We start from the raw sequence: 24,900 nt of genomic DNA on the forward strand, positions 1-24,900 counted from the left end.
GAGCGTGAGGGATTTCAAGCGGAGGCCGCGGGCACGACCTCCGTTTGTTTAGAATTTAATCTTATGACGCCCGGCAAGAGAGTGCGAAAGCGTAGTGCCATCAACCATCTCCAGCTCGCCGCCGACCGGTACGCCATGGGCGATACGGCTGGCTTCAACGTCATATTGTGCGCAAAGCTCGGCAATATAGTTTGCCGTGGCTTCCCCTTCGACCGTTGGGTTGGTCGCGAGGATCACTTCACTGAGTTGCTCGGCTGCCAGTCGCTGCTCCAGACGGTCAAGACCGATATCATCCGGTCCAATACCGTCCAGCGGCGACAGATGCCCCATCAGCACGAAGTAACGCCCGGAAAACTGCCCGGTCTGCTCAATGGCGTAGATGTCCGCAGGACTCTCTACGACACAAATTTGACCGTTCTCCTGACGACGCGGATTCGAACAGATGTTACACACGTCCTGCTCGGTGAAGGTGCGGCAATCGGCGCAGTGGCCGATCTCCGACATCGCCTTCGTCAGCGCCTGCGCCAGACGCATCCCGCCGCTGCGATCGCGTTGCAGTAACGTGAACGCCATACGCTGCGCTGACTTGGGGCCAACGCCCGGCAGGCAACGCAGCGCTTCCATCAGCTGTGTTAACAGCGGGCTGGTTTGCATCAGAACGGCATCTTAAAGCCTGGCGGCAGTTGCATGCCGGAGGAGACGGATGCCATTTTCTCTTTCTGGGTCTCTTCAATGCGACGAGCCGCATCGTTGAATGCCGCAGCAACCAAATCTTCCAGCATCTCTTTGTCGTCTTCCAGCAGGCTTGGATCGATCTCCACGCGACGGCAGTTATGCGCGCCGTTAATGGTCACTTTCACAAGGCCAGCACCAGATTCGCCAGTCACTTCCAGCTTGGCGACTTCTTCCTGCATCTGCTGCATTTTTTCTTGCATCTGCTGGGCCTGTTTCATCAGGTTACCCAGACCGCCTTTACCAAACATAGGCTTCTCTCTCAATCACGTTAAGGGATGACGACCATAAGCACAGCTTACGATCAAATGGGGCGGATACTCTCTTCGTCCAGATCTGCGTCGAAGAAACGGCGCAACGTCTGAATGTTATTATCCGCAATAATCGACTCACGCGCCTGCGCGAGTTTCTCTTCATAAATCGCCTGACGCCACTCCAGCGGCGTTCGCACCGCAGGATTATCGTCTTCAACGATGGTCAGTTCAACCGGTGAGCCCGTTAAGGCGCTTAACGCCTCAGCTAACTTTTGCTGCGCACCGCTGGAATTGAGGTGCCGCTGCGTAGAACGCAGGTGCAAACACACGACATTGCCGTTTTCCTCTTTCCACGCGTTTAACGCGACCTGCTCCACCAGTTTTGGCAGTGAAAGCTGGCTCACCTGCGCAGCCCACGGGTCGCGCTCAATCGCTTCCGCCGCCAGTTTGGCCGCCAGCTCTGGCGTTTTTTCATGCTCCAGCGCTTTTTTCAGCGCTTTCGGCGTGGCGACCGCCTCTTTCACTTCAACAACGGGATTGGTTGTCTTCCAGCGATAGGCTTCTTTCTTCGCGGGCGTCTTTTCCAGCGCAGAGACTGCCGGGCGCGCCTGAACACGTTCAGAAACGGAGGCCAGTCTTTCCAGCGCAGCATTATTCACCGGCCGCGCGCGGGTAGCGGCTGCCGGTTCACTCTTTTTTGCTTTGGTTGCTCCCTGAGCACGCTGCAGCTGACTACGCGCCGCCAGCACCTGACTGGTAGATTCCGGTAGCGGAGCCGCAGGTGCCTGATACGCAGGCGCTGCGTGTTGTGACACCGGAGTCGGGGTCACGACCGCTGTCGGGGCGACCGGTGCAAAAGCGGGTTGCGAAACCTCTGGCTCCGGGAGCGGCATACGCGGGTGGAATGCCAGCGCACGCAGTAGCGTCATTTCAACGCCCATCCGCCGGTCCGGCGCATAAGGCAGCTCTTTACGACCAATTAAGAGCGTTTGATAGTAGAGCTGAATATCGGTTGGCGGCACGACCCGCGCCAGTTCACGCATACGCTGTTCAATGGCCGCCATGTCGCTACCGAGCGCCGCAGGCGAAAGCTGCACCATCGCAATGCGGTGCAGCAGACCCAGCATCTCAACCAACAATGCTTCCCATTCGATACCCCGCGCGGCCGCCTCATTGACCAGCGACATCACACGCTCGCCGTTGGCTTCCACCACGGCTTCAACAAGAGAAAGCGCCTGGTCATCGTCCAGCGTACCGAGCATCGCGCTCACCGCCTGAGTGGAGACCAGACCGTCGCCGCTGGCGATCGCCTGGTCCGTCAGACTCAGCGCATCGCGCAAACTGCCGTCCGCCGCGCGGGACAACAATTGCAGTGCGCGCGGTTCATGGCTGATGTGCTCTTCGTTGAGAATATGCTCAAGCTGATGGCGGATTTGATCGACATCCAGCGCTTTGAGATGAAATTGCAGACAGCGCGAGAGGATCGTCACCGGCAGTTTCTGCGGATCGGTGGTCGCCAGCAGAAACTTCACATGGGCTGGCGGTTCTTCAAGGGTTTTGAGCAGCGCGTTGAAGCTGTGGCGCGACAGCATGTGCACTTCATCGATCAGGTAGACCTTGAAACGACCACGCGCAGGCGCGTACTGGACGTTATCCAGCAGGTCACGGGTGTCTTCAACTTTGGTGCGCGACGCGGCATCGATCTCAATCAGATCGACAAAACGCCCCTGCTCGATTTCACGACAGTTATCACACACGCCGCATGGGGTGGCGGTAATGCCGGTTTCACAATTCAGCCCTTTCGCCAGCAAACGGGCGATAGAGGTTTTCCCGACGCCACGGGTGCCGGAAAAAAGATAAGCATGATGAATACGCCCTAACGACAAGCCGTTCGCCAGTGCGGTCAGCACATGTTCCTGGCCGACGACGTCAGCAAAGGTTTGTGGGCGCCATTTTCGGGCTAAGACCTGATAACTCATTGGCAGGCTCTGAAACGCTGGAAGGTGGATTCACGAAGGGGTAATGCTAACACAACCTCGCAGATACAGCGAGGTCATGTCTCTTGCTAATGCTTCAGACGCAGATAGCCTGAATCAGTGTCCCGGGAAAGGCACCAGGCTATAGCACGTCAGTCCCTGTTTTTCCAGGCGCTGCTCGCCGCCGAGATCGAACAGATTGATGATGAAGGCCGCATCCGTCACTTCACCGCCCAGACGACGGATCAGTTTTACGGTCGCTTCAATGGTTCCACCGGTTGCCAGCAGATCATCAACCACCAGAACTTTGTCGCCCGGTTTGATGGCATCGACATGAATTTCAAGCTGATCGGTACCGTACTCCAGTTCATAGCTCTCAGCGATCGTTTCACGTGGCAATTTACGTGGTTTACGCACGGGAATAAAGCCCACGTTCAGGCCCAGTGCTACCGGCGCGCCAAACAGGAAGCCACGCGCTTCAGTGCCGACGACTTTGGTGATGCCCGCATCTTTGTATCGCTCAACCAGCAATTCAATGCTAAGCGCGTACGCTTTCGGGTCTTCCAGTAAGCTGGTGACATCACGGAAAAGAATGCCCGGTTTTGGGTAGTCGTGAATGCTTTTGATGCTATTTTTAAGAAACTCAAGCTGCTGTGCAGTCGCGGTCATGGATGTATGCCTGCTAAGAACGGTGTTACTCACGGCGCAATCATATCAGGTCAAGGTAACGATTGTTTAACCTTTGACCGCCTGCGCCTGTGCTCGAAAACGGTCGAATTTACTGGCTGTTGGCAACAATTGCAACAGCGATTATGGTGCTTCAGTGCTTTTGTTGCTTTTCATCAATCACCGGGATCCGCCACAGAAAAATCAGCAGACAGCTTAAAATTGCCAGTAACAGGATCCGGACCCACATCATATTGACCAGCCAAAGAGAAACGCCGAAGGTAATCAAAATAAATATGATCGCCCGAGGTTTGGCGCCAGGAGGCATCGCGTGATGCTGTTGCCAATAGCGAAGGTATCCGCCAAACCACGAACGATAGAGTAACCAGTCGTGAAAGCGTGGCGAGGAACGGGCGAAGCACCAGGCCGCCAGCAAGATAAAAGGCGTGGTGGGCAACAGCGGCAGTACAACACCCAATGTTCCCAGCACTACCGCCAGCCAGCCAATAATGATTAAAATAATACGTTGCATAATAAGAGTATCTGGAACACCTGAATGCTACTTTAGCATAACGGTTATCATTTTCATCGGAGTGTTAAATTGAAAACCGACATGCTGTTACAGAAGCTGGAAGAGCAACTCATTGACCTGCGCCAGCGTTGCGCTCCGCAGGCGTTGCATGCAACCCTCAGCCCTCGCTTTGACCGCCATCTTTTTCATACACGCAGCACATTGCTACAGGCCTATCTCGAGGAAGCCGGGGAAAACCTGACCGCCCTGCGCCATGCCGTTGATCAGCAGCAGTTGCCCCAAATCGCCTGGCTCGCTGAGCATCTTGCCTCCCAGATGGAAGCGATCTCTCGTGAAACCGCCTCGTGGTCCCTCCGGGAATGGGACAGTGGCTCTCCGGCTCTCACCCGTTGGCAACGCAAACGGGTTCAGCACCAGCAATTTGAACGCCGTTTGCTGGAAATGACCCAAGAGCGTAAAGCCCTGCTCGCCAGGGCAACTCGCCTGGATGAACAACAGAGATTGCATCGTGAAGTTGAAGCCTATGAGGCCCGTCTGGCGCGCTGTCGCCACGCGCTGGAAAAAATAGAAAACGTTCTGGCACGTTTAACCCGCTAACCCCCGGAGACGCTATGTCGCTTGAAAACGCCCCTGATGAGGTCAAACTGGCCGTTGATTTGATTATGTTATTAGAAGAGCACAACGTCGCGCCCGACACGGTGCTGAAAGCGCTGGAGATTATAAAGCGGGACTATGAAAGGAAAACTCAGCAGCTCGCCTCCTCATAGGAAGAGAGCTGCTGGAAGAAGAGAACGTGTTTACCCTATCGCTGGCGTCGGATCGTCGCCTTTGATCTCGCGTTTCACTTCTGTCACCTCATCCCCTTTCTCGTTGCGCAGATGCACTTCAAGCTGGTTAAAGGCGATGTCGATATTGTTTTCACGGCACAGACGATCGATAGCACGGTTCAGTTCATCTACCGTATGGCTACGATCGCGCAGTTCACGCACATATAAACGCAGCTCGTGATCCAGCGTGCTGGGGCCAAAGGTGGTAAAGAATACCGCCGGTTCCGGATCGTGCATCACTTTCGGGTGTTCCGCCGCGGCCTGCAACAGCACTTTTTTCACTTTGTCCAGATCCGAACCGTAGGCCACGCCAAGACGGATCACCAGACGTGTGGTGGTATCCGAGAGCGACCAGTTGATCAGACGCTCGGTCACAAACGCTTTGTTCGGGATGATCACCTCTTTACGATCAAAGTCAGTAATGGTAGTAGCGCGAATGCGGATCTTGCTTACCGTTCCCGAGAAGGTACCGATCGTGACCGTATCCCCAATACGTACCGGGCGTTCGAACAGAATAATCAGACCCGAAACAAAGTTACCGAAGATCTCCTGCAAACCAAAACCAAGACCGACCGACAGGGCCGCTGCCAGCCACTGCAGTTTGTCCCACGATACGCCGAGCGATCCAAACACCGTCATTGCGCCAATGGCAATGATCGCATAATTGAGGATCGTGGTGATGGCGTAAGACGCACCCTGGCGCATTTTCAGGCGCGAAAGCACCAGCACTTCCAGCAGCCCCGGCAAGTTTCGGATCAGCGCCCAGGCCACCATGGAGGCAATAATGGCAAACAGCAGACTGCCCATGGTGACGTTTTTCACCACCGCCGCGCCCGCTTCCGTACCGTTGTAATGCCAGAGCGTAATGCTATCGAGATAGCTGAACACGGTAATCAAATCAGACCAAATTGCCCAGAACAGCACGCCGAACAGCGCGATCATCAGCAACATGGTGATACGCAGCGTTTGCTGGTTAACCTGTTCGAGCGCAATGGTCGGCTCTTCCTGCGGCTCGGCACCTTCCGCGCCTTCTTTGACCAGATTCTGACGACGCGCCAGCGCGCGACGCCAGGCAATACGGCGGGCGGCAACGCTCAATCCACGCAATACCGTCTGATACAGCAGATTCCAGATAATCACCAGATAGACCGTTTCAATCCAGCGACCTGACAGACGCAGCGTCGTATAGAAATAACCGGTCGCCGTTAAGACCATCAGCGCAATAGGCACGATTGATAACACCGTGATGGTGACCAGTCGCAGGCCATGCGATTCTTTGTCGCGCCAGCTTTCGCGGCACATCGGCCACACCAGGAAAGCAATCAGCAGCAGGTTCAGGAAAATGACTACCTGACCCAGCACATCGTCCATCAGATGCAGGGGCGAAAGCTCCGCCACCACAGACCAAAAATTCAGGGGCAGTAACGCGAGGCTGATACGCACGATCTGGCGGCGCCAGTGGCTGGTCAGCTGTGCTGGCATACCAAAGTGGCGTACTGCGACGCCCTCTTTCTCCAGCACTTTCCAGCACAAACCAAACACCAGCCAGAAAAGCGCCATTTTTTTACTGAACGCCCACAGGAGATCGCTGATGTTAAGCTGCATGGTGAGCAGGATCAGACCGGCGGCAAGGATGACCAGACACACCGGTAAGGCGCGAATCAGATCAATGAGAATCGCTTTTGGCGTGTTGAGCTGGCTGTCATTACGCAATGACCCCACCGCTGCGGCTAATTTTTGCTGGTAAGCTTTGAGCCAACCCAGCCGCCAGCGTATGAGACCGGCGATCAGTAATAAGGGTAATCCCGCCAGAAAAGCAATAAACACCGCAGGCCAGGCCTTTTCCCAGTTTACGGTGATTTTCATCGACTTAAACTGATCTTTCAGCGTCTGCGGGAAGGCTTTAATCCAGTCCCAGTCCATCGGGCGGTTACTGTTAACCCAGAAAATCTGCTGAGTGAGGATCTCTTTCAGGTTTTTGGAGACGCTCATTAACTGCTGCTGATTGATCTGCAGGTTAATGGCCATCATCAATTGATTGCCCAGCTGTTTGTTCAGTTGATCAAGCAGTTCGCGGCGCATTTCGACCACCTGTAGCAGCGCGTCGTGAACCTCATCATTAACCTCTTTGGCGTGCCCTTCTTCCAGTTTGGCGACAAAGGCATCGCTCTGAAACAGCGCGTCACGCTGCTGGTTGACTTCAAATTGCTCAAGACGCAAATCCGCAATGCGGTTGGTCATGTCTTTCAATTCGTCGGCTGACGGCAGGGTTTGCTGTTGCTGATAAAGGATACGAGACAGCAGCAGGCTGCCTTTGAGAACCGCGATTTGTTCCTTAATATTGCGTTCCGATTGCAGCGCGCGGTCAAGCCAGTTTTTGACCTTAATATTTTGCTGCATCAGCGAGTTGCCGTTTTCCGTGGCCGAGATCAGCCGCTGGCTCAGTTGGTGGTTGATCTCCAGCTCCTGATTCACCAGCGGGTTCGCCTGAATACGCGTTGTCTCATCCGGATTGACCGCTTCCTGCGCCGTTTTTTCCGTCAACGTAAGGCGTTTACTGTTTACCGCTTCCTGTAACAGCTGAAGCTGGTGTTCCAGTCGGTTGCTGTTTGCCGTCACATAATCACGCTGCTTTTGCAGGGTATCCTGCAAGACCGTATTGCCTTCCAGACTCTTACGCTGTTGATCTATCTGCGCATTGAGCAACACTTGCTGCGTCAGGAGCAGCACCTGCTGGCTTGGGCGGAGCGCCGCTTCGCCCACATTGGTGCCATCCAGTCGATTACGAATTTGTTGCAGCTGCTGTGAGGCGGTGTACATGGCGTTTTGTACCCGCTCTGGCTGCGTCTGGAGGGAAACGAGTTGGCTGTTATAGGCCGCCAGATCGTTTTGCGCGCTTTGCAAATCATCCAGTAATTGCGCAACGCGCAATTCAAGCTGACGCAATGAGAGTGTGCTAAGTGTTTTTCGCGTTTCATCATCGTTGTCGACGTCGCTCAACGCATTGAGCGCATCTGACGCCTGGCGCATTTTTTCCGGAGCCTGCGCCACTTTCTGACGCAACTGAACGGTCTCATCTTTCACCCGCTCAATTTTATCGAGCGTCTCCAGTGTCTCAAGAAGATCCTGCTGTACCAGCTTGTCCTGCGCAGAGAGGTCTTTTTGTTTGCTCAGCGCGTCCAGTTGGCTTTGCACATCGGCTTTCGTCGGCAGGTCACCATTCGATTGCGCGCGCGCAAATGCAGATGACTGGCAGGACAGCAGCAGGATGAAGAAAAAAAAGGTTATAAAAACAAGATGCTGTAAACGTTTATTAAGCTGCAACATAGTCATGAGAATGAAGGTTTCTGAACCGAAAGAACGACCGAAAATAGTCAGGCCGCAAGAATAACACGGCTCAGACAGACAAAATAGCAGGATGAAAAGCGTCCAGGAAAATTCCTGGAAAGGGTTTCAGGGCGTTTCGCCAGATAACTGAACCCGCAGCGTTGGACAAAATTGATACATCTCCAACAGAATAGCGACATAATCGCGCGCCTCCTTTTTAAGGTCAAAAGACTGCGGGGCGAATAACCAGTTTTCCATTATGCCGGAGATATAACTGCGCATTAATATCGCCGCCCGGCGGGTGTTAAGATTTTCGGGTAGCATTTGCGAATTAATACAATGCATTAGCGTTTGTTCAATGCGATCATAACTTTCCAGACAGATGCTTCGCTGGGCCTGCTGAACGACAACCATCTCCCCAACAAACTCGCATTTATGGAATATAATCTCCATCAGCAGCCGTCGGCGCTCTTCTGTCACAGTGGCTTCAAGAAGATAGACTAGAATCTCTCTTAATACTGATAGTGGATCGTCGGGGAATTTTGCCTGATACTCAATCTCAAGCTCACCAATATTGGATTCTGATAGTTCCCAGATTTCGCTAAATAAATCCGACTTGTTTTTGAAATGCCAATAGATTGCACCGCGCGTGACGCCAGCAGCTTTTGCAATCTCCACGAGCGAGGTGGATGATACACCTTGTTGCGAGAACAGACGCAGAGCTACATCCAGTATGTGTTGTCGTGTTACCAGCGCTTGTTGTTTGGTTTTTCGTGCCATATGTTGGTGAATTTACAGGCGTTAGATTTACATACATTTGTGAATGTATGTACCATAGCACGACGATAATATAAACGCAGTAATGGGTTTATGGGCTAGACCATTGATCAATTTGAAATCGGACACTCGAGGTTTACATATGAACAAAAACAGAGGGTTAACGCCTCTGGCGGTCGTTCTGATGCTCTCAGGCAGCTTAGCGCTAACAGGATGTGACGACAAAGAGGCCCAAAAAGGGGGCCAGCAGAAGCCAGAAGTTGGAGTTGTGACGCTCAAAACTGAACCTCTGCAGATAACGACTGAACTCCCGGGTCGCACCAGCGCTTTCCGTATTGCGGAAGTTCGCCCTCAGGTAAGCGGTATTATCCTGAAGCGTAATTTCACGGAAGGCGGTGACGTCGAAGCAGGTGTGTCTCTCTATCAGATTGATCCTGCGACTTATCAGGCAGCTTACGAAAGTGCAAAAGGTGATTTAGCCAAAGCGCAGGCGGCGGCGAACATCGCACAGCTGACCGTTAAGCGTTACCAGAAACTGTTGGGCACGAAGTACATCAGTCAACAGGATTACGATACCGCGCAGGCGGATGCACAACAGGCGAATGCCGCTGTTGTGGCCGCAAAAGCCGCCGTCGAATCCGCACGTATCAATCTGGCCTACACCAAAGTGACTTCGCCTATCAGCGGTCGCATTGGTAAATCGTCTGTCACTGAAGGTGCACTGGTACAGAATGGCCAGGCCACTGCGCTTGCCACCGTCCAGCAACTCGATCCTATCTATGTCGATGTGACACAGTCGAGCAATGATTTCCTGCGTCTCAAGCAAGAGTTGGCGAATGGCACGCTGAAGCAGGAGAACGGGAAAGCCAAGGTCGATCTGGTTACCAACGACGGAATTAAATTCCCGCAATCCGGTACGCTGGAGTTCTCTGACGTGACCGTTGACCAAACCACTGGGTCGATTACGTTACGCGCTATCTTCCCGAACCCGGATCACACCTTGCTGCCAGGCATGTTCGTTCGTGCGCGTCTGGAAGAAGGGACGAATCCAACCGCACTTCTGGTTCCGCAACAGGGTGTGACGCGTACCCCGCGTGGTGAAGCCAGTGCGTTGGTTGTTGGTGCGGATGACAAAGTGGAAACCCGTCAGATCGTCGCCACTCAGGCGATCGGCGACAAGTGGTTGGTGACTGAAGGTCTTAAGTCGGGCGACCGCGTGATTGTAAGTGGGCTGCAAAAAGTGCGTCCTGGCGCGCAGGTAAAAGCACAAGAAGTGGCTGCTGATAACGAACAGCAAGCCGCGAGCGGAAGCCAGCCTGAACAGTCTAAGTCTTAACTTAAACAGGAGCCGTTAAGACATGCCTAATTTCTTTATCGATCGCCCTATATTTGCGTGGGTGATCGCCATCATCATCATGTTGGCAGGGGGACTCGCGATCCTCAAGCTGCCGGTAGCGCAATATCCTACGATTGCGCCGCCAGCAGTATCGATATCCGCGACCTACCCTGGCGCGGATGCCAAAACAGTGCAGGACACTGTGACACAGGTTATCGAACAGAATATGAACGGTATCGATAACCTGATGTACATGTCCTCAAACAGTGACTCCACGGGTACCGTGCAGATCATCTTAACCTTCCAGTCTGGTACCGATGCGGATATCGCACAGGTTCAGGTGCAGAACAAACTGCAACTGGCAATGCCGTTACTTCCTCAGGAAGTTCAGCAACAGGGTGTTAGCGTTGAGAAATCATCCAGTAGCTTCCTGATGGTCGTGGGCGTCATTAACACTGACGGCACCATGACTCAGGAAGATATCTCGGATTACGTCGGTGCCAACATGAAAGACGCCATCAGCCGTACGTCCGGTGTGGGTGACGTTCAGCTGTTCGGTTCTCAGTACGCAATGCGTATCTGGATGGACCCGAACAAACTGAACGACTTCCAGCTGACGCCGGTTGATGTGATTACCGCAATCAAAGCGCAAAACGCCCAGGTTGCTGCCGGTCAGTTGGGTGGTACGCCGCCGGTGAAAGGCCAGCAACTTAACGCATCAATTATCGCGCAAACGCGTCTGACCTCCGCCGATGAGTTCAGCAAAATTCTGCTGAAAGTGAATCAGGATGGTTCTCAGGTTCGCCTGCGTGACGTCGCGAAAGTGGAGCTGGGTGGCGAGAACTACGACATTATTGCTAAGTTCAACGGTAAACCAGCCTCCGGTCTGGGGATCAAACTGGCGACCGGCGCAAACGCGCTGGATACCGCTGCGGCGATCCGTGCCGAACTGAAAAAGATGGAGCCGTTCTTCCCATCGGGTCTGAAGATTGTTTACCCGTATGACACCACCCCCTTCGTGAAGATCTCTATTCACGAAGTGGTGAAAACGCTTGCGGAAGCTATCATCCTCGTGTTCCTGGTAATGTATCTGTTCCTGCAGAACTTCCGCGCGACGCTGATTCCGACCATTGCTGTTCCGGTGGTCCTGTTGGGTACCTTCGCCATCCTCGCGATATTCGGCTTCTCGATAAACACCCTAACGATGTTCGGGATGGTGCTCGCCATCGGCCTGTTGGTGGATGACGCCATCGTGGTGGTCGAGAACGTTGAACGTGTTATGGCGGAAGAAGGCCTGCCGCCAAAAGAAGCCACGCGTAAATCCATGAGCCAGATTCAAGGCGCACTGGTCGGTATCGCGATGGTACTGTCTGCGGTATTTATTCCGATGGCCTTCTTTGGCGGCTCCACCGGTGCAATTTATCGTCAGTTCTCTATCACCATCGTTTCGGCAATGGCCTTGTCGGTACTGGTGGCCTTGATCCTGACGCCAGCCCTGTGCGCCACCATGCTCAAACCTATCGCCAAAGGCGATCACGGCGAAGGCAAGAAAGGCTTCTTCGGCTGGTTTAACCGCATGTTTGATAAGAGTACGAACCATTACACCGACAGCGTAGGCAACATTCTGCGCAGCACCGGTCGTTATCTGCTGCTCTATCTGATCATTGTGGTTGGTATGGCATACCTGTTCGTTCGCCTGCCAAGCTCCTTCTTACCTGATGAAGACCAGGGCGTATTCATGACGATGGCCCAGCTACCAGCGGGTGCGACTCAGGAGCGTACGCAGAAGGTGCTGGACGAAGTCTCGGACTACTATCTGACCAAAGAAAAAGACAACGTTGAATCGGTCTTTGCCGTTAACGGCTTTGGTTTTGCGGGTCGTGGTCAGAACACCGGTATCGCGTTCGTCTCTCTGAAAGACTGGAGTCAACGTCCGGGTAAAGAGAACAAGGTAGAGGCGATTACAGGTCGTGCCATGGGGGCGTTTTCGAAGATTAAAGACGCCATGGTATTTGCCTTTAACCTGCCTGCGATTGTTGAACTGGGTACAGCGACCGGCTTCGACTTCCAGCTGATTGACCAGGCGGGGTTAGGTCACGAGAAACTGACCCAGGCGCGTAACCAGCTGTTTGGCGAAGTGGCTAAGCATCCTGATTTGTTGGTTGGCGTACGTCCTAACGGTCTGGAAGATACGCCGCAATTCAAGATCGACATCGATCAGGAAAAAGCGCAGGCACTTGGCGTTTCTATCAGTGACATTAATACAACGCTTGGCGCAGCTTGGGGCGGAAGCTACGTAAACGACTTTATCGACCGCGGTCGTGTGAAGAAAGTTTACGTCATGTCTGAAGCCAAATACCGTATGTTGCCGGAAGATATTGGTAACTGGTATGTGCGTGGTAGCAATGGACAGATGGTACCGTTCTCCGCCTTCTCCACTTCTCGCTGGGAATACGGTTCACCGCGTCTGGAACGCTATAACGGCCTGCCTTCAATGGAAATTCTCGGCCAGGCTGCAGAAGGTAAGAGTACCGGTGAAGCCATGGCGATGATGGAACAGCTGGCCAGTAAACTGCCATCCGGTATCGGTTATGACTGGACAGGTATGTCTTATCAGGAACGCTTGTCAGGCAACCAGGCCCCTGCCCTGTATGCAATTTCACTGATTGTCGTGTTCTTGTGTCTGGCAGCGCTGTACGAGAGCTGGTCAATTCCGTTCTCCGTCATGCTGGTGGTTCCGCTGGGTGTTATCGGTGCATTGCTTGCCGCCACCTTCCGCGGCCTGACCAACGACGTTTACTTCCAGGTAGGCCTGTTGACAACCATTGGGTTGTCGGCGAAGAACGCGATATTGATCGTCGAATTCGCCAAAGACTTAATGGATAAAGAAGGTAAAGGTCTGATTGAGGCAACGCTGGACGCCGTTCGTATGCGTTTACGCCCCATTCTGATGACGTCTCTGGCGTTTATCCTGGGGGTTATGCCGCTGGTAATCAGCTCCGGCGCAGGCTCCGGCGCGCAGAACGCCGTCGGTACAGGCGTAATGGGCGGGATGGTTACCGCAACCGTTCTGGCAATCTTCTTCGTGCCGGTCTTCTTTGTGGTGGTTCGCCGCCGCTTTAGCCGCAAGAATGAAGACATTGAACATAGCCATTCGGTAGAGAATCACTAATTCATCCTCTTAACAAAGGCCGCGCAAGCGGCCTTTTTATTGGATAAAATTCATAAAAAACGCTTATTGTCAGTTCATTTATTTTATCCAGGATAAATAAGGCATATAATCCATAGATTGCCAAAGGCTATTCCTGAACTGTTTGGTAATTTTTTATATTCTTATTAATTAAGAAATATTAAGACTATTCCTGGTACTTTCTACGTTGCGACAAGCAGTTAGCACAAGTTGTGACGTCCAAAGGGGGTAACTTGATGAATTGCAAACGTAATAAAGATTTTTCCTCATTCCGCGCCAGCGCATATGTCTGCTAAAATGGGTAAAATTGGCTGCTGTGACCTAATTCGCCCTAATTGTAATTTTTCGTAATATGACGATGAAATCTTTTTTAGAGTGGATTATAGTTAAATCATCAAGAGAGAGGGTAAGTTCCAGGTCAGTAAGTTGTATCCATCCCGAAGGTGTTCGGTTAGTTCAAGCCACTAAGAAGGGGATGCGTTATGGATGAATACTCACCCAAAAGACATGATATCGCACAGCTTAAGTTTCTCTGTGAAACCCTGTATCATGACTGCCTTGCAAACCTTGAAGAAAGTAACCATGGCTGGGTTAACGACCCAACATCGGCGATCAATCTCCAGCTTAATGAGCTGATAGAGCATATTGCAACCTTCGCACTTAATTATAAAATTAAGTACAATGAGGACAATAAGCTGATTGCGCAGATAGATGAATATCTGGACGACACGTTTATGTTGTTCAGCAGTTATGGCATTAATGCGCAGGATCTTCAGAAATGGCGAAAATCGGGAAACCGCCTGTTTCGCTGTTTTGTCAACGCCACCAGGGCTAATCCTGTTAGTTTGTCTTGTTAAAAACTATTACAATCATAGGTAAGATTTATGTCCGATAAACCATTAACTAAAACTGATTATTTGATGCGCTTGCGACGCTGTCAGACTATTGACACGCTTGAACGTGTTATTGAGAAAAATAAATATGAATTATCTGACAATGAACTGGCTGTATTTTACTCAGCAGCAGACCACCGCCTCGCAGAATTGACGATGAATAAGCTTTACGACAAGATCCCCACCTCGGTCTGGAAATTTATTCGTTAATTGGTTATGCATTTCTCAGGGAAGACATGCGTGCAGCCAGACAGGCTAATTTTCCGTATTTACTGTTAATTCTTACGTTTATTCACGTGAGCTGGATCACACCGGCCTAATGGGAACGTTCCCTTTCGACGTGCTGCGTTTTACTGTATTGCGACATTCAGGCAAACCACAGGAGAGCGCGTGATGAGTGAAGAAAAACAAAAGATGATTGCTGGCGAGATGTATCGCCCGGCAGACGAGACCTTACGCAGAGACAGTCTGCGGGCGCGTCAGTTAACCCATCGATACAATCACACCTCGCCTGATGAAAAGCATGAACGTCAGGCAATCCTGAATGAATTACTGGGGCGCGCAAATGGCGCCTGGATCGAACCCTCGTTTCGCTGCGACTACGGCTATAACATTTATCTCGGGAAAGAATTCTACGCTAACTTCGACTGCGTGATGCTTGATGTCTGCCCCATTCATATCGGCGATAACTGCATGCTTGCCCCCGGTGTGCATATCTACACGGCCACACATCCGCTGGACGCCACTGAACGCAACAGCGGCAGGGAATTGGGAAAACCCGTCACTATCGGAAACAACGTCTGGATCGGCGGACGCGCCGTGATTAATCCTGGCGTGACCATCGGTGATAATGTGGTTGTTGCGTCAGGCGCGGTGGTGACTAAAGACGTTCCGGCAAATGTGGTGGTTGGCGGGAATCCGGCTCGCGTCATCAAAACGCTGTAAAGTGAAATGTAACTGTTATGCTAAATTGAGGTTAATCTGTTACTTTTTTCATCCGGTACACCCTTTTAAAATGGGCTGTTCCCCTGAATGTTGCTGAAATCACGAAGGCAAAAGATGACAGAAATACAACGCCTGCTTACCGAAACCATTGACGATCTCAACACGCGTGAAAAGCGCGATAACAGACCGCGTTTTAGCATTAGCTTCATTCGCAAACATCCTGGACTGTTTGTCGGCATGTATATCGCCTGGTTTGCCACGCTGGCCGTGATGCTCCAGTCCGAAACTCTGGTGGATTCCGTCTGGTTGCTGGTGGTCTTGTTTGTATTGTTAAATGGCTTTTTCTTTTTTGACGTCGCGCCACGCTACCGTTACGAAGATATCGACGTGCTGGATTTTAGAGTTTGTTATAACGGTGAGTGGTATAACACACGCTTTGTTCCCCCCACGCTTATCACCGCCATTCTCCATTCCCCGCGTGTAGACAGCGACCATAAAGCGCAACTGCAAAAAATGATATCGCGTAAAGGTGAACTCTCTTTCTACGATATTTTTACGCTTACACGCGCTCAGGCAACCCCTTAGCCCTCATGTTGCCAGAAAAAGTGCGCCCCTTCCCTGGTGCGCACCGGGTTCCCTGAAATGTTGGCAATACCGTTAACGTCTTTTTTTACGCCCCTGTACCGCTTTAAAACGCGGATTCGTTTTACAAATCACATACACGCGTCCTTTGCGTCTGACGACCTGGCAATCCGGATGCCGTTGCTTTGCACTGCGAAGTGAATTCACTACTTTCATCTTATCCCCGCTTTGTTCCAATAAAATGCCCAAAACGTTTCTGGAAACGCGCTGCGCTGCCCTCATTGTCGAACGTTTTCTGTTTTCCGGTGTAGTACGGATGTGATTTGGAAGAAACATCAATAGTGACATACGGGTATGTCACGCCCTCCAGTTCGATTTCCCGTTCAGTTCGGATGGTCGAACCGACTTTAAAATATGCATTCACGCTGGTGTCATGGAATACCACAGTGCGATAAACAGGATGAATATCAGGTTTCATAGCAGCCCCATATATAATGTTATAACATCACATTACTTTATCGACAGCGACAATTCAACCTTGCTAACACAGGGGGAATTAAACCAAAATGACGCTTTTTCTGACGATGGAAGACACGTTATCCCAAAAAATCATAGAATAACGACATCAACGAAAGGAGATCTTTCGCGATCAGATATACTTTGCCTACGCTTCGTTAATAGAGGTAGCAACGTGACGACACGACATCTGGCCGGCCTGGTGACGGGTGTGCTTATTTTATCTGTCCTTGTTCCTGTTGGATTAAGCCTTTGGCTGGCACATCGTCAGGTTGAACAGAAATTTATTGAAGAGCTGAATACCTATTCATCAGGTGTCGCTTTACGTGCAAATAAAGTCGCCTCTCAGGGAAAACTCGCGCTAAAGCAGATGGAGCGCTTCGAGGGCGAGCCTTGCAGCAATGCGCATTTACTGGCGATGCGCCGGGTATCCTATAGCAACCGCTACATTCAGGAAGTCCTATATCTGGAGAATAATGTTCCTGCCTGTTCATCGCTGGAGCAAAAAAGCCACGCCGCCGCACTGCCTGAACCTGGCAAAATCTTCCGGGGTGGCTACCGTGCATGGCTAACGGCACAGAATGATTTAGGGATAAAGCGCTATATGGTTGCGTTGGGCACAGATCGCTACATCGTGATGATTGACCCTGCATCATTCATTGACGTGATCCCTTTTGGTTCCTCGCAAATTGATGCGGCCATTATTGGGGAAGCACACAACATCGTGATCGCCAGCAGCGATCGCCTCAAACCCGAGATTATTCAGCAATTGCAGCAAGCCGCGAACCAGCATATGGAGAATAATGGGACGCTCTATAATATCCAGCCTTTCCCGGAAATGCGCATTTCTATTGTGACCTGGTCTTCCGCGCTTTCGCTGCAAAAAAACTGGTATCGTCAGGCCCTTATTTGGCTCCCGGTAGGTCTTGTAATAGGTCTACTGAGCGCCGCGTTTATTCTGCGCATTCTGCGCCGTATTCAGTCGCCCCATCATCGCCTGCAGGATGCCATTCAAAATCGTGATATAAAAGTCCACTACCAGCCTATTGTTTCATTAAGAACCGGTAAAGTTGTCGGCGCAGAAGCGCTGGCGCGTTGGCCGCAAACCGATGGCAGCTACCTGTCGCCAGACATTTTTATCGCGCTGGCAGAAGAGACAGGACTGTCAGAATCGCTCAGCCATCTGATTATCGACACCGTCTTTGAGGAGATGGGGAAATGGTTGCAACAGCATCCCGGACTGCATATTTCGATCAACCTTGAGTCCAGCGATCTGACCTCACAGACGCTGCCGTCGCATTTAAGCAAGCTGCTGAATCGGTATCACGTTGCCCCCTCACAAATCGCGCTGGAACTGACAGAACGCGAGTTTGCCGACCCGAAAACCTGCGCACCGATCATTACCCAATACCGTAAAGCAGGACACGCAATCTATATCGACGATTTTGGTACGGGCTATTCCAGCCTTAGCTACTTACAGAATCTGGAAGTGGATATCCTCAAAATCGACAAGTCGTTTGTCGATGCGCTGGAATATAAAAATGTCACGACGCACATCATTGAGATGGCAAAAACCCTCAAGCTGGAGATGGTAGCCGAAGGTATTGAGACTCCCCGTCAGGAGAGCTGGTTGCGTGAGCACGGTGTGCAATACGGTCAGGGTTGGCTCTACAGTAAAGCCCTCCCAAAATCAGAGTTTATCCTGTGGGTTGAACAACATCGGTGATGTCGGGGTGGCTGGCGGCACGCCGCACAGCCAGTCACATCAGTCATCCAGAATGGGAGAGAATCCGCCATAAATCATGCGTTTGCCGTCAAACGGCATCGACTCGCCAAACTCTTTCATTCGTGGATCCGACATCATCTTTTGATTCGCCGCGTCGCGAACCTCTTTCGAGGGGTATTCAATCCAGCTAAAGACCACTTCTTCGTGCTCTTCTGCTTTCACCGCCATCCGGAAATCGGTCAGTTTGCCGTCCGGAACATCATCGGCCCAGCACTCAACGACGCGTAATGCCCCAAACTCCTTAAAGAGCGGGACAGCTTTTGCCGCCATTGCTACGTAGGCCTCCTTGTTTTCGGCAGGCACGGCAACCACAAAACCATCAACATACTTCATGAGATAAACCTCCGAAGTGTTACTGCACGGCAAGACAATTCTGGCCGCGTCAGTCGCAGTTAAGTTTAGTCGCCATTGCGATACTGTGCCGTAGAAGCATTGCGCAGCGGAATGCGCGCCGCTGGAGAATAACGAAACCAAGGCAGGCAAATCTGGATCAACGGTCCAATCGCCAGCGCATACAGCACGGTTCCGACACCCAATGCGCCCCCAAGGAGCCAGCCGCTCAACAAGACGGAAACTTCAATCGCCGTACGAATAGTGCGCACGGGCCAACCGGTGCGCGCATGAATCCCTGTCATCAGGCCGTCACGCGGACCGGCGCCAAAGCCTGCGCCAATATACATACTGGTTGCCAGCGCATTGACGATCACCGCAGAAACTAACAAAACCGTGCGCACGAGCAGAGATTCAAATCCCGGCAGGATCGCCAGGGCGGCATCTGCCGCCAGGCCGATGACAATAACGTTGCTCAATGTTCCAAGCCCTGGACGTTGTCGCAGGGGTATCCATAACAGCAAGACCAGAACGCCAACACCAATCATCACAATACCGATGTTCATCGACAGCAGATTCGCCACCCCGAGATGAAAGACATTCCAGGGGTCGGCACCTAAATCCGCGCGCACAAACATGGCGGTTGAAACACCGTAAAGCGCCAGCCCCAGATACAATTGAACCAATCGACGCAGCATAATTTTCCCCCCTTGCCAGATAACGTTCATCTTCTCCGCAATTGGCACTATGATTAATGTCCAGTTTTCAAAAAGTGGACTGTTATGTCATCTCGCCGTCATGGAAGCCAATCTCTGCAGCGCTTGCTCGGACACTGGCAGGAAACCGCTTCACGTATCCCTCTCTGGCGCCAGCTTGCGAGTGCGCTGCGTCTGCTCATTCTGGATGGTCGTCTGGCACTTGATAGCCGTCTTCCCGGCGAGCGCGAACTGGCCACCGTGCTGGACGTGAGCCGAACCACCATTGCCAGCGCGCTGGCGCAACTGCGTGAAGAAGGTTATCTGGAAAGCCGACAGGGGAGTGGCTCGCGAGTTATCCTGCCAGAACATATCCACCGGGTGCCCACCCGCACCAGTACCAGCATGGCGCTGGATCTGTCCACCGCCGCACTGAGTGCCGGTCCGGAGATTCACCAGGCCTACCACCAGGCGCTGTGTGCAATGCCTCAGCATCTGCTGAGTTCGGGCTATTTGCCGCAGGGATTATTGTCGCTACGTGAAACCATTGCCGGGCACTACTGCGAACGAGGGCTGCCCACTCACCCGGATGAGATTATAGTCGTCAATGGCTCGGTGAGTGGCCTGGCATTGATCCTGCGTCTGCTGACAGGACCAGGCGATCGTGTCGTCGTGGATCACCCCACCTACCCGCTCGCTATCGCGGCTATTCAGGGTGCGTCGTGTCGTCCGGTAGGTGTCTCTTTACCTGAGCATGGCTGGGATACCGCCGGTCTGGTCGCCACTATTGCGCAAACGTCGCCAAGAATGGCCTATCTGATACCGGATTTTCATAACCCAACCGGGCGCTGTATGGACGCCGCGACACGTCAGACAGTGGCGGATATTGCCGCCAGAACGCGCACAACCCTGGTGGTGGATGAAACGATGGTGAATCTTTGGTTTGATGCCCCTCCACCACCGCCGCTCCCCTGCTACAACGCCGATGCGCCCATTATTATGCTGGGGTCAGCAGGTAAGAGTTTCTGGGGAGGACTGCGTCTGGGCTGGGTTCGCGCATCGTCACGCACCATTGCCGCGCTGGTGCAAACCCGTGATACGTTCGACCTGGGTTCACCCGTGCTGGAACAACTGGCGACCGCCTGGCTGATTGAAAACGCCGGAACCTTTCTTCCTGAACGACGGCAACAACTGGCCAGACGGCGCGCGTTATGCGGTGAACTGATGCGTACACACTTTCCGGAATGGACGTTTTCCCAGCCTGCGGGAGGACTCTCTTTTTGGGTGGAATTGCCTGATACTTTAGCCACCCAGTTCGCTACGCATGCCGAAAGCGCAGGTATTCAGCTCGGCACGGGCACCCGCTTTGGTCTGGCAGGCGCCTTCGATCGCTTCTTGCGGATGCCATTTACCCACCCGGACGACACATTACGCGCAGCATTCAGCACGTTACAGCCCCTGTGGGACGGGTTGCGTTTTCAAACCGGTGTGGGGAAAATGCGTAAGATTATTTGATGTGCCGGACGGCAGAATTGGGTGGGGGCCCTGCCAGCTACATCCCGGCACACACGTCGTCTGCTCTGGCTGCTTCCTTCCGGATCTGACCTGGTAAACAGAGTAGCGTTGCGGGAGAACCAACAGAGCCCCCATTGAGAGCGTTGTTAACCAACGCGCAGGCGCATTATCACTGCTGTCCCCGGTAAATGCAACCGATCCTGCATCGGATGCTGCTTTCTTGCGCAATGAGGCTTCACTCCGCCTCTATTGAGGATTATGCTGAAAGATTAGCGCAGGAATACACCATGGATATACAAGACTCTTTCCCCCAACGCGTCTGGCAAATTGTCGCCTCTATTCCCGAAGGATTTGTGACCACTTACGGTGATGTCGCACGGCTCGCGGGTTCACCCCGTGCCGCTCGCCAGGTCGGCGGCGTGTTAAAACGGTTGCCGGAAGGCAGCACTCTCCCCTGGCACAGGGTCGTTAACCGCCACGGCGCGATCTCGCTGACCGGTCCAGATCTTCAGCGTCAACGCCAGGCTTTATTGTCGGAAGGGGTGATGGTTTCAGGGAGCGGGCAGATCGATTTACAACGATACCGCTGGGTGTATTAACCCTCTCCGTGTCGAAGAGGGTTTATTTCAGATCAGTAATCTGTAGGTGGCGTTGCTATCGCCCCACTGCCAGCCTGCACCGGCACTGCCGTTTGCTGGACCGGAACCAGCGTCAGATCGGCCTTGGTCCCACCCCGATTAATCACTTCCTGCACGGTATCAGTAATGAATACCAGTTTGTCATTAACGGTGATCGCTGCACTCAGCAGGATCCGGGCGTTTGGCTGTACATCTGCCGGGTTGAATGGGAGAACGAAGCTAAACGGCGCCTGTTTGCCTTCAGTACGGACCGCCTGCTGCGACAACACTTTCGACGGCGCATCAGCCAGTGAGGCATCCGACAGTGTCACGGTTAATACAGCATCCGGTGGCAGAGCCACTTTCTGACGGATCCAGACGGTACCTGAAACCGAGGGTTGCTGAATTGCAGGCTTCGCAGCCACACCAGAAGTGCTTGGGTTTGGCGCGGGTGTCTGGACATCTGCGCTTTTGTCTGCGCAGGCCGTCAGAGCAACCGCCATCGCTAAACCACTGACCATGTGCACAAGTTTCATTAAATTCTCCTTCTCACCCGTGCTCCGGCGCGGTTTTTTCCTCGACAGAGCACGGTTAACAAACACATAACGTGATTAAGTTTGGCACAAATTACCTATTTTTTCCTGAAATAAGTCAGTTATTCAGACTATTGCACCCATCGGACCACTTTTAAAATTGCGTTATACTGTGGCTATCTCGCTGCGGCGCCGTCATTACCTGGAGAGTAAGTATGAGTCTGGCACTGAAAAATCTGCTGACATTGTTAAATCTTGAAAAAATTGAAGAAGGACTCTTTCGGGGACAAAGTGAAGACCTGGGGTTACGTCAGGTTTTTGGTGGACAGGTTGTCGGCCAGGCGCTGTGTGCCGCCAAGGAAACCGTCGCCGAGGAGCGCCATGTACACTCTTTCCACAGCTATTTCTTACGCCCGGGTGATAGTCAGAAACCGATTATTTACGATGTAGAAGTGCTGCGTGATGGCAACAGTTTTAGCGCCCGCCGGGTGGCCGCAATCCAGAACGGAAAGCCCATCTTTTACATGACCGCGTCTTTCCAGGGCCAGGAAGAGGGATTTGAGCACCAGAAAAAAATGCCCGCCGCACCAGGGCCGGAATCTCTGAAATCGGAAACCGAAATTGCTCGCTCGGTGGCGCATTTGCTGCCGCCGATGTTAAAAGAGAAATTTCTCTGCGATCGTCCCTTAGAGATTCGCCCGGTCGAATTTCATAATCCGCTAAAAGGCCATGTTTCGGAGCCGACGCGTCAGGTCTGGATCCGCGCAAACGGCACGATGCCGGATAGCCTCCGCGCACATCAGTATTTGCTGGGCTATGCCTCCGATCTTAATTTCCTGCCCGTGGCGTTGCAGCCTTACGGTATTGGTTTTCTCGAAAAAGGGATCCAGATTGCCACCATCGATCATTCGATGTGGTTCCATCGTCCATTCAATATGAATGAATGGCTGCTGTACAGCGTAGAGAGCACCTCTGCTTCCAGCGCCCGCGGCTTTGTGCGCGGTGAGTTTTACACGCAGGACGGTGTGTTGGTTGCGTCTACCGTGCAGGAAGGGGTCATGCGTAATCACAATTGAAAAAAGCCGGATGGCGCTAACGCTTATCCGGCTTTTTGTAGGCCCGGTAAGCGATAACGCCACCGGGCAGTCTGCGTTACGCGTTATAGGCATTCTCGCCGTGACTGTTCACATCCAGCCCCTCGCGCTCTTGTTCTTCCGGTACGCGCAGCCCCACGGTTAAATCCGCCAGTTTGTAACCGATAAACGCGACCACGCCGGACCAGAGGATTGTAATCCCAATACTTTCTAACTGGACCAGCACCTGATGCCCCATCGTGACGCCTTCGGCAAAGCCCACGCCGCCGAGCGAGCGAGAGGCGAAAACCCCGGTCAGGATACACCCAACGATGCCGCATACGCCGTGAACGCCGAACACATCGCAAGGATCGTCAACGCGCAGCAAGCGTTTAAGCATGGTCACGCCCCATAATCCCGCCAGACCCGCCACAACGCCAATAATTAACGCGCCGCCGACCCCGATGTAGCCACAGGCAGGCGTGACCCCAACCAGACCGGCAATCGCGCCAGAACAGGCCCCCAGTAGAGACGGTTTACCGCGCAGCGCCCATTCGCCAAATATCCATCCGAGGATCGCCGCCGCCGTTGCCACCACGGTGTTGACGAAAGCCAGCGCCGCGATCTCATTCGCCGCACTGGCGGAGCCGGCGTTAAAACCGAACCAGCCAACATACAGGATCGCCGTACCGGTAAAGACCATCGGCAGGTTATGCGGTTTAAACGCCTCTTTGCCAAAACCGACGCGTTTGCCAATCAGATAGGCGCCAACCAGACCGGCAATCGCCGCGTTAATATGCACCACGGTACCGCCCGCGAAATCCAGCGCGCCATGCGATGCCAGCAAACCGCCGCCCCACACCATGTGCGCAATAGGAATGTAGGAAAGCGTCAGCCAGACCACCACGAAAATCAGCACCGCCGAAAAACGAATACGCTCAGCCAATGCCCCCACGATAAGCCCAACAGTGATACAGGCGAACGAACCCTGGAACGCAACGTGAATATACTGATAGAAACTGCCCATCACCGCCGTGAGTTCAATATTCTTCAGCATCGTCCAGTGGAAGTTACCGAAGAAATTATTGCCTTCGCCAAAGGCCAGCGAATAGCCGTAAACAACCCATAAAATACAGACCAGCGCAAACGTCACGGTGACCTGGGTGAGCATTGACAGCACGTTCTTTCCACGAATCAAACCACCGTAGAACAGGGCAATGCCGGGGATCGTCATGAACAGCACCAGCGCGGTACAAATCATCATAAAGGCATTATCGGCTTTGTCGGCGACCGCAGGAGCCGCCATCGCCAGACCTGGCAGCAGCGCCAGTGAAGCCAGGCCCGTTTTCATCGTTGCTATCTTCATTTTTTCGTTCCTATCACTGTGTAGCCTGAAAGTTACAGTGCCGCTTCGTCGGCTTCACCGGTACGAATACGAATAACGCGTTGCAGTTCAGCAACGAAAATTTTGCCGTCGCCAATTTTTCCGGTCCACGCAGACTTGCTGATGATATCGATCACCTCCTCAAGCTGATCGTCCGCGATGGCCACATCAATTTTTACCTTTGGTAGAAAGTTGACGCTGTATTCCGCGCCGCGGTACAGCTCGGCATGCCCTTTCTGACGCCCAAAACCTTTCACTTCAGTGACCGTTAACCCCTGAATGCCTATGGAAGACAGCGCTTCACGAACGTCTTCCAGTTTGAACGGTTTGATTACCACGGTAACCAGCTTCATAGATCCCCTCCTGTCTGAAATGGGTAATAGCTGCAGCGACACGAAGGAACTGTTGCAAGGG

Annotated in this window: 26 protein-coding genes, 1 other RNA gene and 1 other annotated feature; of the genes, 12 read left to right on the forward strand and 15 right to left on the reverse strand. The window is 52.8% G+C overall.

Going from position 1 to position 24,900, the window contains the following annotated elements:
• Positions 1–48 precede the first annotated feature (48 nt).
• The 5 genes from recR to AC07UY_RS03565 all read right to left on the reverse strand — a co-directional run bounded on the left by recR (position 49) and on the right by AC07UY_RS03565 (position 4,160).
• The gene (gene recR / locus AC07UY_RS03545) at positions 49–654 is read right to left on the reverse strand and encodes a recombination mediator RecR (RefSeq protein WP_192611416.1); all 606 of its coding nucleotides are present in this window, start codon (positions 652–654) and stop codon (positions 49–51) included.
• Positions 654–983 carry a YbaB/EbfC family nucleoid-associated protein gene (locus tag AC07UY_RS03550; RefSeq protein WP_003021764.1) on the reverse strand — a complete coding sequence of 110 codons (330 nt, stop codon included), beginning with the start codon at positions 981–983 and terminating at the stop codon, positions 654–656. The genes recR and AC07UY_RS03550 overlap by 1 nt, the downstream gene beginning before the upstream one ends.
• Positions 984–1,036: 53 nt before the next feature.
• Positions 1,037–2,965 carry a DNA polymerase III subunit gamma/tau gene (dnaX, locus tag AC07UY_RS03555; protein ID WP_494659249.1) on the reverse strand — a complete coding sequence of 643 codons (1,929 nt, stop codon included), beginning with the start codon at positions 2,963–2,965 and terminating at the stop codon, positions 1,037–1,039.
• Positions 1,640–1,704 (reverse strand) — a sequence feature (DnaX frameshifting element). Its footprint overlaps the gene before it by 65 nt.
• A 114-nt stretch (positions 2,966–3,079) precedes the next feature.
• Positions 3,080–3,631, reverse strand: a complete 552-nt coding sequence (gene apt / locus AC07UY_RS03560; RefSeq protein ID WP_192611414.1) for an adenine phosphoribosyltransferase — start codon at positions 3,629–3,631, stop codon at positions 3,080–3,082.
• A gap of 151 nt (positions 3,632–3,782) precedes the next feature.
• Complete coding sequence (locus AC07UY_RS03565; RefSeq protein WP_494700730.1) at positions 3,783–4,160, reverse strand: DUF454 family protein; 378 nt, start codon at positions 4,158–4,160, stop codon at positions 3,783–3,785.
• 69 nt (positions 4,161–4,229) lie between these two features.
• Between AC07UY_RS03565 and priC the strand changes: the two genes are divergently transcribed.
• Both priC and rsmS read left to right on the forward strand, forming a co-directional pair.
• Positions 4,230–4,757, forward strand: a complete 528-nt coding sequence (priC, locus tag AC07UY_RS03570; RefSeq protein ID WP_494659248.1) for a primosomal replication protein N'' — start codon at positions 4,230–4,232, stop codon at positions 4,755–4,757.
• A 14-nt stretch (positions 4,758–4,771) separates the two neighbouring features.
• The gene (rsmS, locus tag AC07UY_RS03575) at positions 4,772–4,927 is read left to right on the forward strand and encodes a pleiotropic regulatory protein RsmS (RefSeq protein ID WP_276292553.1); all 156 of its coding nucleotides are present in this window, start codon (positions 4,772–4,774) and stop codon (positions 4,925–4,927) included.
• A gap of 30 nt (positions 4,928–4,957) precedes the next feature.
• On the opposite strand, the gene mscK is transcribed toward rsmS, so the two are convergent.
• Together mscK and acrR are read right to left on the reverse strand one after the other, a co-directional pair.
• Positions 4,958–8,320: a mechanosensitive channel MscK gene (gene mscK, locus AC07UY_RS03580; protein ID WP_203358641.1), complete on the reverse strand. Its 3,363-nt coding sequence runs from the start codon at positions 8,318–8,320 to the stop codon at positions 4,958–4,960.
• A 120-nt stretch (positions 8,321–8,440) separates the two neighbouring features.
• A complete protein-coding gene (gene acrR / locus AC07UY_RS03585; protein ID WP_494659247.1) occupies positions 8,441–9,094 on the reverse strand; it encodes a multidrug efflux transporter transcriptional repressor AcrR in 654 nt (217 codons plus the stop codon).
• Between the two features lie 139 nt (positions 9,095–9,233).
• Here acrR and acrA point away from each other — a divergent pair, with 139 nt between their 5' ends.
• The 6 genes from acrA (at position 9,234) to AC07UY_RS03615 (ending at position 16,040) form a co-directional block, all read left to right on the forward strand.
• The gene (gene acrA, locus AC07UY_RS03590) at positions 9,234–10,427 is read left to right on the forward strand and encodes a multidrug efflux RND transporter periplasmic adaptor subunit AcrA (RefSeq protein WP_203358643.1); all 1,194 of its coding nucleotides are present in this window, start codon (positions 9,234–9,236) and stop codon (positions 10,425–10,427) included.
• Between the two features lie 22 nt (positions 10,428–10,449).
• On the forward strand, positions 10,450–13,599 hold the full coding sequence (acrB, locus tag AC07UY_RS03595) for an efflux RND transporter permease AcrB (protein WP_203358644.1): 3,150 nt from the start codon (positions 10,450–10,452) through the stop codon (positions 13,597–13,599).
• Between the two features lie 500 nt (positions 13,600–14,099).
• Entirely contained in the window at positions 14,100–14,474 is a 375-nt protein-coding gene (gene tomB / locus AC07UY_RS03600) for an Hha toxicity modulator TomB (RefSeq protein ID WP_012133514.1), read from the forward strand.
• Between the two features lie 27 nt (positions 14,475–14,501).
• Positions 14,502–14,720 (forward strand): hemolysin expression-modulating protein Hha, encoded by a 219-nt coding sequence (hha, locus tag AC07UY_RS03605; protein WP_002892050.1) that lies wholly within the window; start codon positions 14,502–14,504, stop codon positions 14,718–14,720.
• A 183-nt stretch (positions 14,721–14,903) separates the two neighbouring features.
• The gene (gene maa / locus AC07UY_RS03610) at positions 14,904–15,455 is read left to right on the forward strand and encodes a maltose O-acetyltransferase (RefSeq protein ID WP_494700729.1); all 552 of its coding nucleotides are present in this window, start codon (positions 14,904–14,906) and stop codon (positions 15,453–15,455) included.
• A 114-nt stretch (positions 15,456–15,569) separates the two neighbouring features.
• On the forward strand, positions 15,570–16,040 hold the full coding sequence (locus tag AC07UY_RS03615; protein ID WP_301696623.1) for a YlaC family protein: 471 nt from the start codon (positions 15,570–15,572) through the stop codon (positions 16,038–16,040).
• Positions 16,041–16,112: 72 nt separating this feature from the next.
• Here the strand turns inward: AC07UY_RS03615 and ykgO are convergent, their stop codons facing one another.
• Complete coding sequence (gene ykgO / locus AC07UY_RS03620; RefSeq protein ID WP_192611404.1) at positions 16,113–16,253, reverse strand: type B 50S ribosomal protein L36; 141 nt, start codon at positions 16,251–16,253, stop codon at positions 16,113–16,115.
• Position 16,254: 1 nt separating this feature from the next.
• Positions 16,255–16,515, reverse strand: coding sequence for a type B 50S ribosomal protein L31 (locus AC07UY_RS03625; RefSeq protein WP_494659245.1), 261 nt, complete (start codon positions 16,513–16,515; stop codon positions 16,255–16,257).
• Positions 16,516–16,728: 213 nt separating this feature from the next.
• On the opposite strand from AC07UY_RS03625, the gene AC07UY_RS03630 reads away from it, so the two are divergent.
• Entirely contained in the window at positions 16,729–18,279 is a 1,551-nt protein-coding gene (locus tag AC07UY_RS03630; RefSeq protein WP_494659244.1) for an EAL domain-containing protein, read from the forward strand.
• Positions 18,280–18,318: 39 nt separating this feature from the next.
• On the opposite strand, the gene AC07UY_RS03635 is transcribed toward AC07UY_RS03630, so the two are convergent.
• Positions 18,319–18,672: a DUF1428 domain-containing protein gene (locus AC07UY_RS03635; RefSeq protein WP_192611401.1), complete on the reverse strand. Its 354-nt coding sequence runs from the start codon at positions 18,670–18,672 to the stop codon at positions 18,319–18,321.
• 65 nt (positions 18,673–18,737) lie between these two features.
• Entirely contained in the window at positions 18,738–19,367 is a 630-nt protein-coding gene (yczE, locus tag AC07UY_RS03640) for a membrane protein YczE (RefSeq protein WP_494659243.1), read from the reverse strand.
• A gap of 84 nt (positions 19,368–19,451) precedes the next feature.
• Here yczE and yczR point away from each other — a divergent pair, with 84 nt between their 5' ends.
• On the forward strand, positions 19,452–20,879 hold the full coding sequence (gene yczR / locus AC07UY_RS03645) for a MocR-like transcription factor YczR (protein WP_494700728.1): 1,428 nt from the start codon (positions 19,452–19,454) through the stop codon (positions 20,877–20,879).
• Between the two features lie 28 nt (positions 20,880–20,907).
• On the opposite strand, the gene ffs is transcribed toward yczR, so the two are convergent.
• Positions 20,908–21,004: signal recognition particle sRNA small type (gene ffs / locus AC07UY_RS03650), an RNA gene on the reverse strand.
• 84 nt (positions 21,005–21,088) lie between these two features.
• Between ffs and AC07UY_RS03655 the strand changes: the two genes are divergently transcribed.
• Positions 21,089–21,478: an MGMT family protein gene (locus AC07UY_RS03655; RefSeq protein ID WP_301696783.1), complete on the forward strand. Its 390-nt coding sequence runs from the start codon at positions 21,089–21,091 to the stop codon at positions 21,476–21,478.
• 32 nt (positions 21,479–21,510) lie between these two features.
• Here AC07UY_RS03655 and AC07UY_RS03660 read toward each other — a convergent pair whose 3' ends face one another.
• Entirely contained in the window at positions 21,511–22,032 is a 522-nt protein-coding gene (locus tag AC07UY_RS03660) for a YbaY family lipoprotein (RefSeq protein WP_494700727.1), read from the reverse strand.
• A gap of 212 nt (positions 22,033–22,244) precedes the next feature.
• On the opposite strand from AC07UY_RS03660, the gene tesB reads away from it, so the two are divergent.
• Positions 22,245–23,105, forward strand: a complete 861-nt coding sequence (gene tesB / locus AC07UY_RS03665) for an acyl-CoA thioesterase II (RefSeq protein WP_203358652.1) — start codon at positions 22,245–22,247, stop codon at positions 23,103–23,105.
• 76 nt (positions 23,106–23,181) lie between these two features.
• Here the strand turns inward: tesB and amtB are convergent, their stop codons facing one another.
• Positions 23,182–24,468 (reverse strand): ammonium transporter AmtB, encoded by a 1,287-nt coding sequence (gene amtB / locus AC07UY_RS03670; protein ID WP_276292565.1) that lies wholly within the window; start codon positions 24,466–24,468, stop codon positions 23,182–23,184.
• Between the two features lie 32 nt (positions 24,469–24,500).
• Positions 24,501–24,839, reverse strand: coding sequence for a P-II family nitrogen regulator (gene glnK / locus AC07UY_RS03675; protein WP_192611395.1), 339 nt, complete (start codon positions 24,837–24,839; stop codon positions 24,501–24,503).
• Positions 24,840–24,900 lie beyond the last annotated feature (61 nt).

Source organism: Citrobacter sp. GW821-FHT02E08 (assembly GCF_059421685.1).

Bases quoted from the DNA above. Each gene is read 5' to 3' on its own strand.
- acrA (WP_203358643.1), top strand. From the start codon at position 9,234: ATGAACAAAAACAGAGGGTTAACGCCTCTGGCGGTCGTTCTGATGCTC.
- dnaX (WP_494659249.1), bottom strand. From the start codon at position 2,965: ATGAGTTATCAGGTCTTAGCCCGAAAATGGCGCCCACAAACCTTTGCT.
- AC07UY_RS03655 (WP_301696783.1), top strand. From the start codon at position 21,089: ATGCTGCTTTCTTGCGCAATGAGGCTTCACTCCGCCTCTATTGAGGAT.
- rsmS (WP_276292553.1), top strand. From the start codon at position 4,772: ATGTCGCTTGAAAACGCCCCTGATGAGGTCAAACTGGCCGTTGATTTG.
- AC07UY_RS03565 (WP_494700730.1), bottom strand. From the start codon at position 4,160: ATGCAACGTATTATTTTAATCATTATTGGCTGGCTGGCGGTAGTGCTG.
- glnK (WP_192611395.1), bottom strand. From the start codon at position 24,839: ATGAAGCTGGTTACCGTGGTAATCAAACCGTTCAAACTGGAAGACGTT.
- acrB (WP_203358644.1), top strand. From the start codon at position 10,450: ATGCCTAATTTCTTTATCGATCGCCCTATATTTGCGTGGGTGATCGCC.
- yczR (WP_494700728.1), top strand. From the start codon at position 19,452: ATGTCATCTCGCCGTCATGGAAGCCAATCTCTGCAGCGCTTGCTCGGA.
- AC07UY_RS03625 (WP_494659245.1), bottom strand. From the start codon at position 16,515: ATGAAACCTGATATTCATCCTGTTTATCGCACTGTGGTATTCCATGAC.
- maa (WP_494700729.1), top strand. From the start codon at position 14,904: ATGAGTGAAGAAAAACAAAAGATGATTGCTGGCGAGATGTATCGCCCG.
- recR (WP_192611416.1), bottom strand. From the start codon at position 654: ATGCAAACCAGCCCGCTGTTAACACAGCTGATGGAAGCGCTGCGTTGC.
- AC07UY_RS03660 (WP_494700727.1), bottom strand. From the start codon at position 22,032: ATGAAACTTGTGCACATGGTCAGTGGTTTAGCGATGGCGGTTGCTCTG.
- apt (WP_192611414.1), bottom strand. From the start codon at position 3,631: ATGACCGCGACTGCACAGCAGCTTGAGTTTCTTAAAAATAGCATCAAA.
- ykgO (WP_192611404.1), bottom strand. From the start codon at position 16,253: ATGAAAGTAGTGAATTCACTTCGCAGTGCAAAGCAACGGCATCCGGAT.
- yczE (WP_494659243.1), bottom strand. From the start codon at position 19,367: ATGCTGCGTCGATTGGTTCAATTGTATCTGGGGCTGGCGCTTTACGGT.
- hha (WP_002892050.1), top strand. From the start codon at position 14,502: ATGTCCGATAAACCATTAACTAAAACTGATTATTTGATGCGCTTGCGA.
- acrR (WP_494659247.1), bottom strand. From the start codon at position 9,094: ATGGCACGAAAAACCAAACAACAAGCGCTGGTAACACGACAACACATA.
- tesB (WP_203358652.1), top strand. From the start codon at position 22,245: ATGAGTCTGGCACTGAAAAATCTGCTGACATTGTTAAATCTTGAAAAA.
- AC07UY_RS03635 (WP_192611401.1), bottom strand. From the start codon at position 18,672: ATGAAGTATGTTGATGGTTTTGTGGTTGCCGTGCCTGCCGAAAACAAG.
- AC07UY_RS03615 (WP_301696623.1), top strand. From the start codon at position 15,570: ATGACAGAAATACAACGCCTGCTTACCGAAACCATTGACGATCTCAAC.
- tomB (WP_012133514.1), top strand. From the start codon at position 14,100: ATGGATGAATACTCACCCAAAAGACATGATATCGCACAGCTTAAGTTT.
- amtB (WP_276292565.1), bottom strand. From the start codon at position 24,468: ATGAAGATAGCAACGATGAAAACGGGCCTGGCTTCACTGGCGCTGCTG.
- mscK (WP_203358641.1), bottom strand. From the start codon at position 8,320: ATGACTATGTTGCAGCTTAATAAACGTTTACAGCATCTTGTTTTTATA.
- AC07UY_RS03550 (WP_003021764.1), bottom strand. From the start codon at position 983: ATGTTTGGTAAAGGCGGTCTGGGTAACCTGATGAAACAGGCCCAGCAG.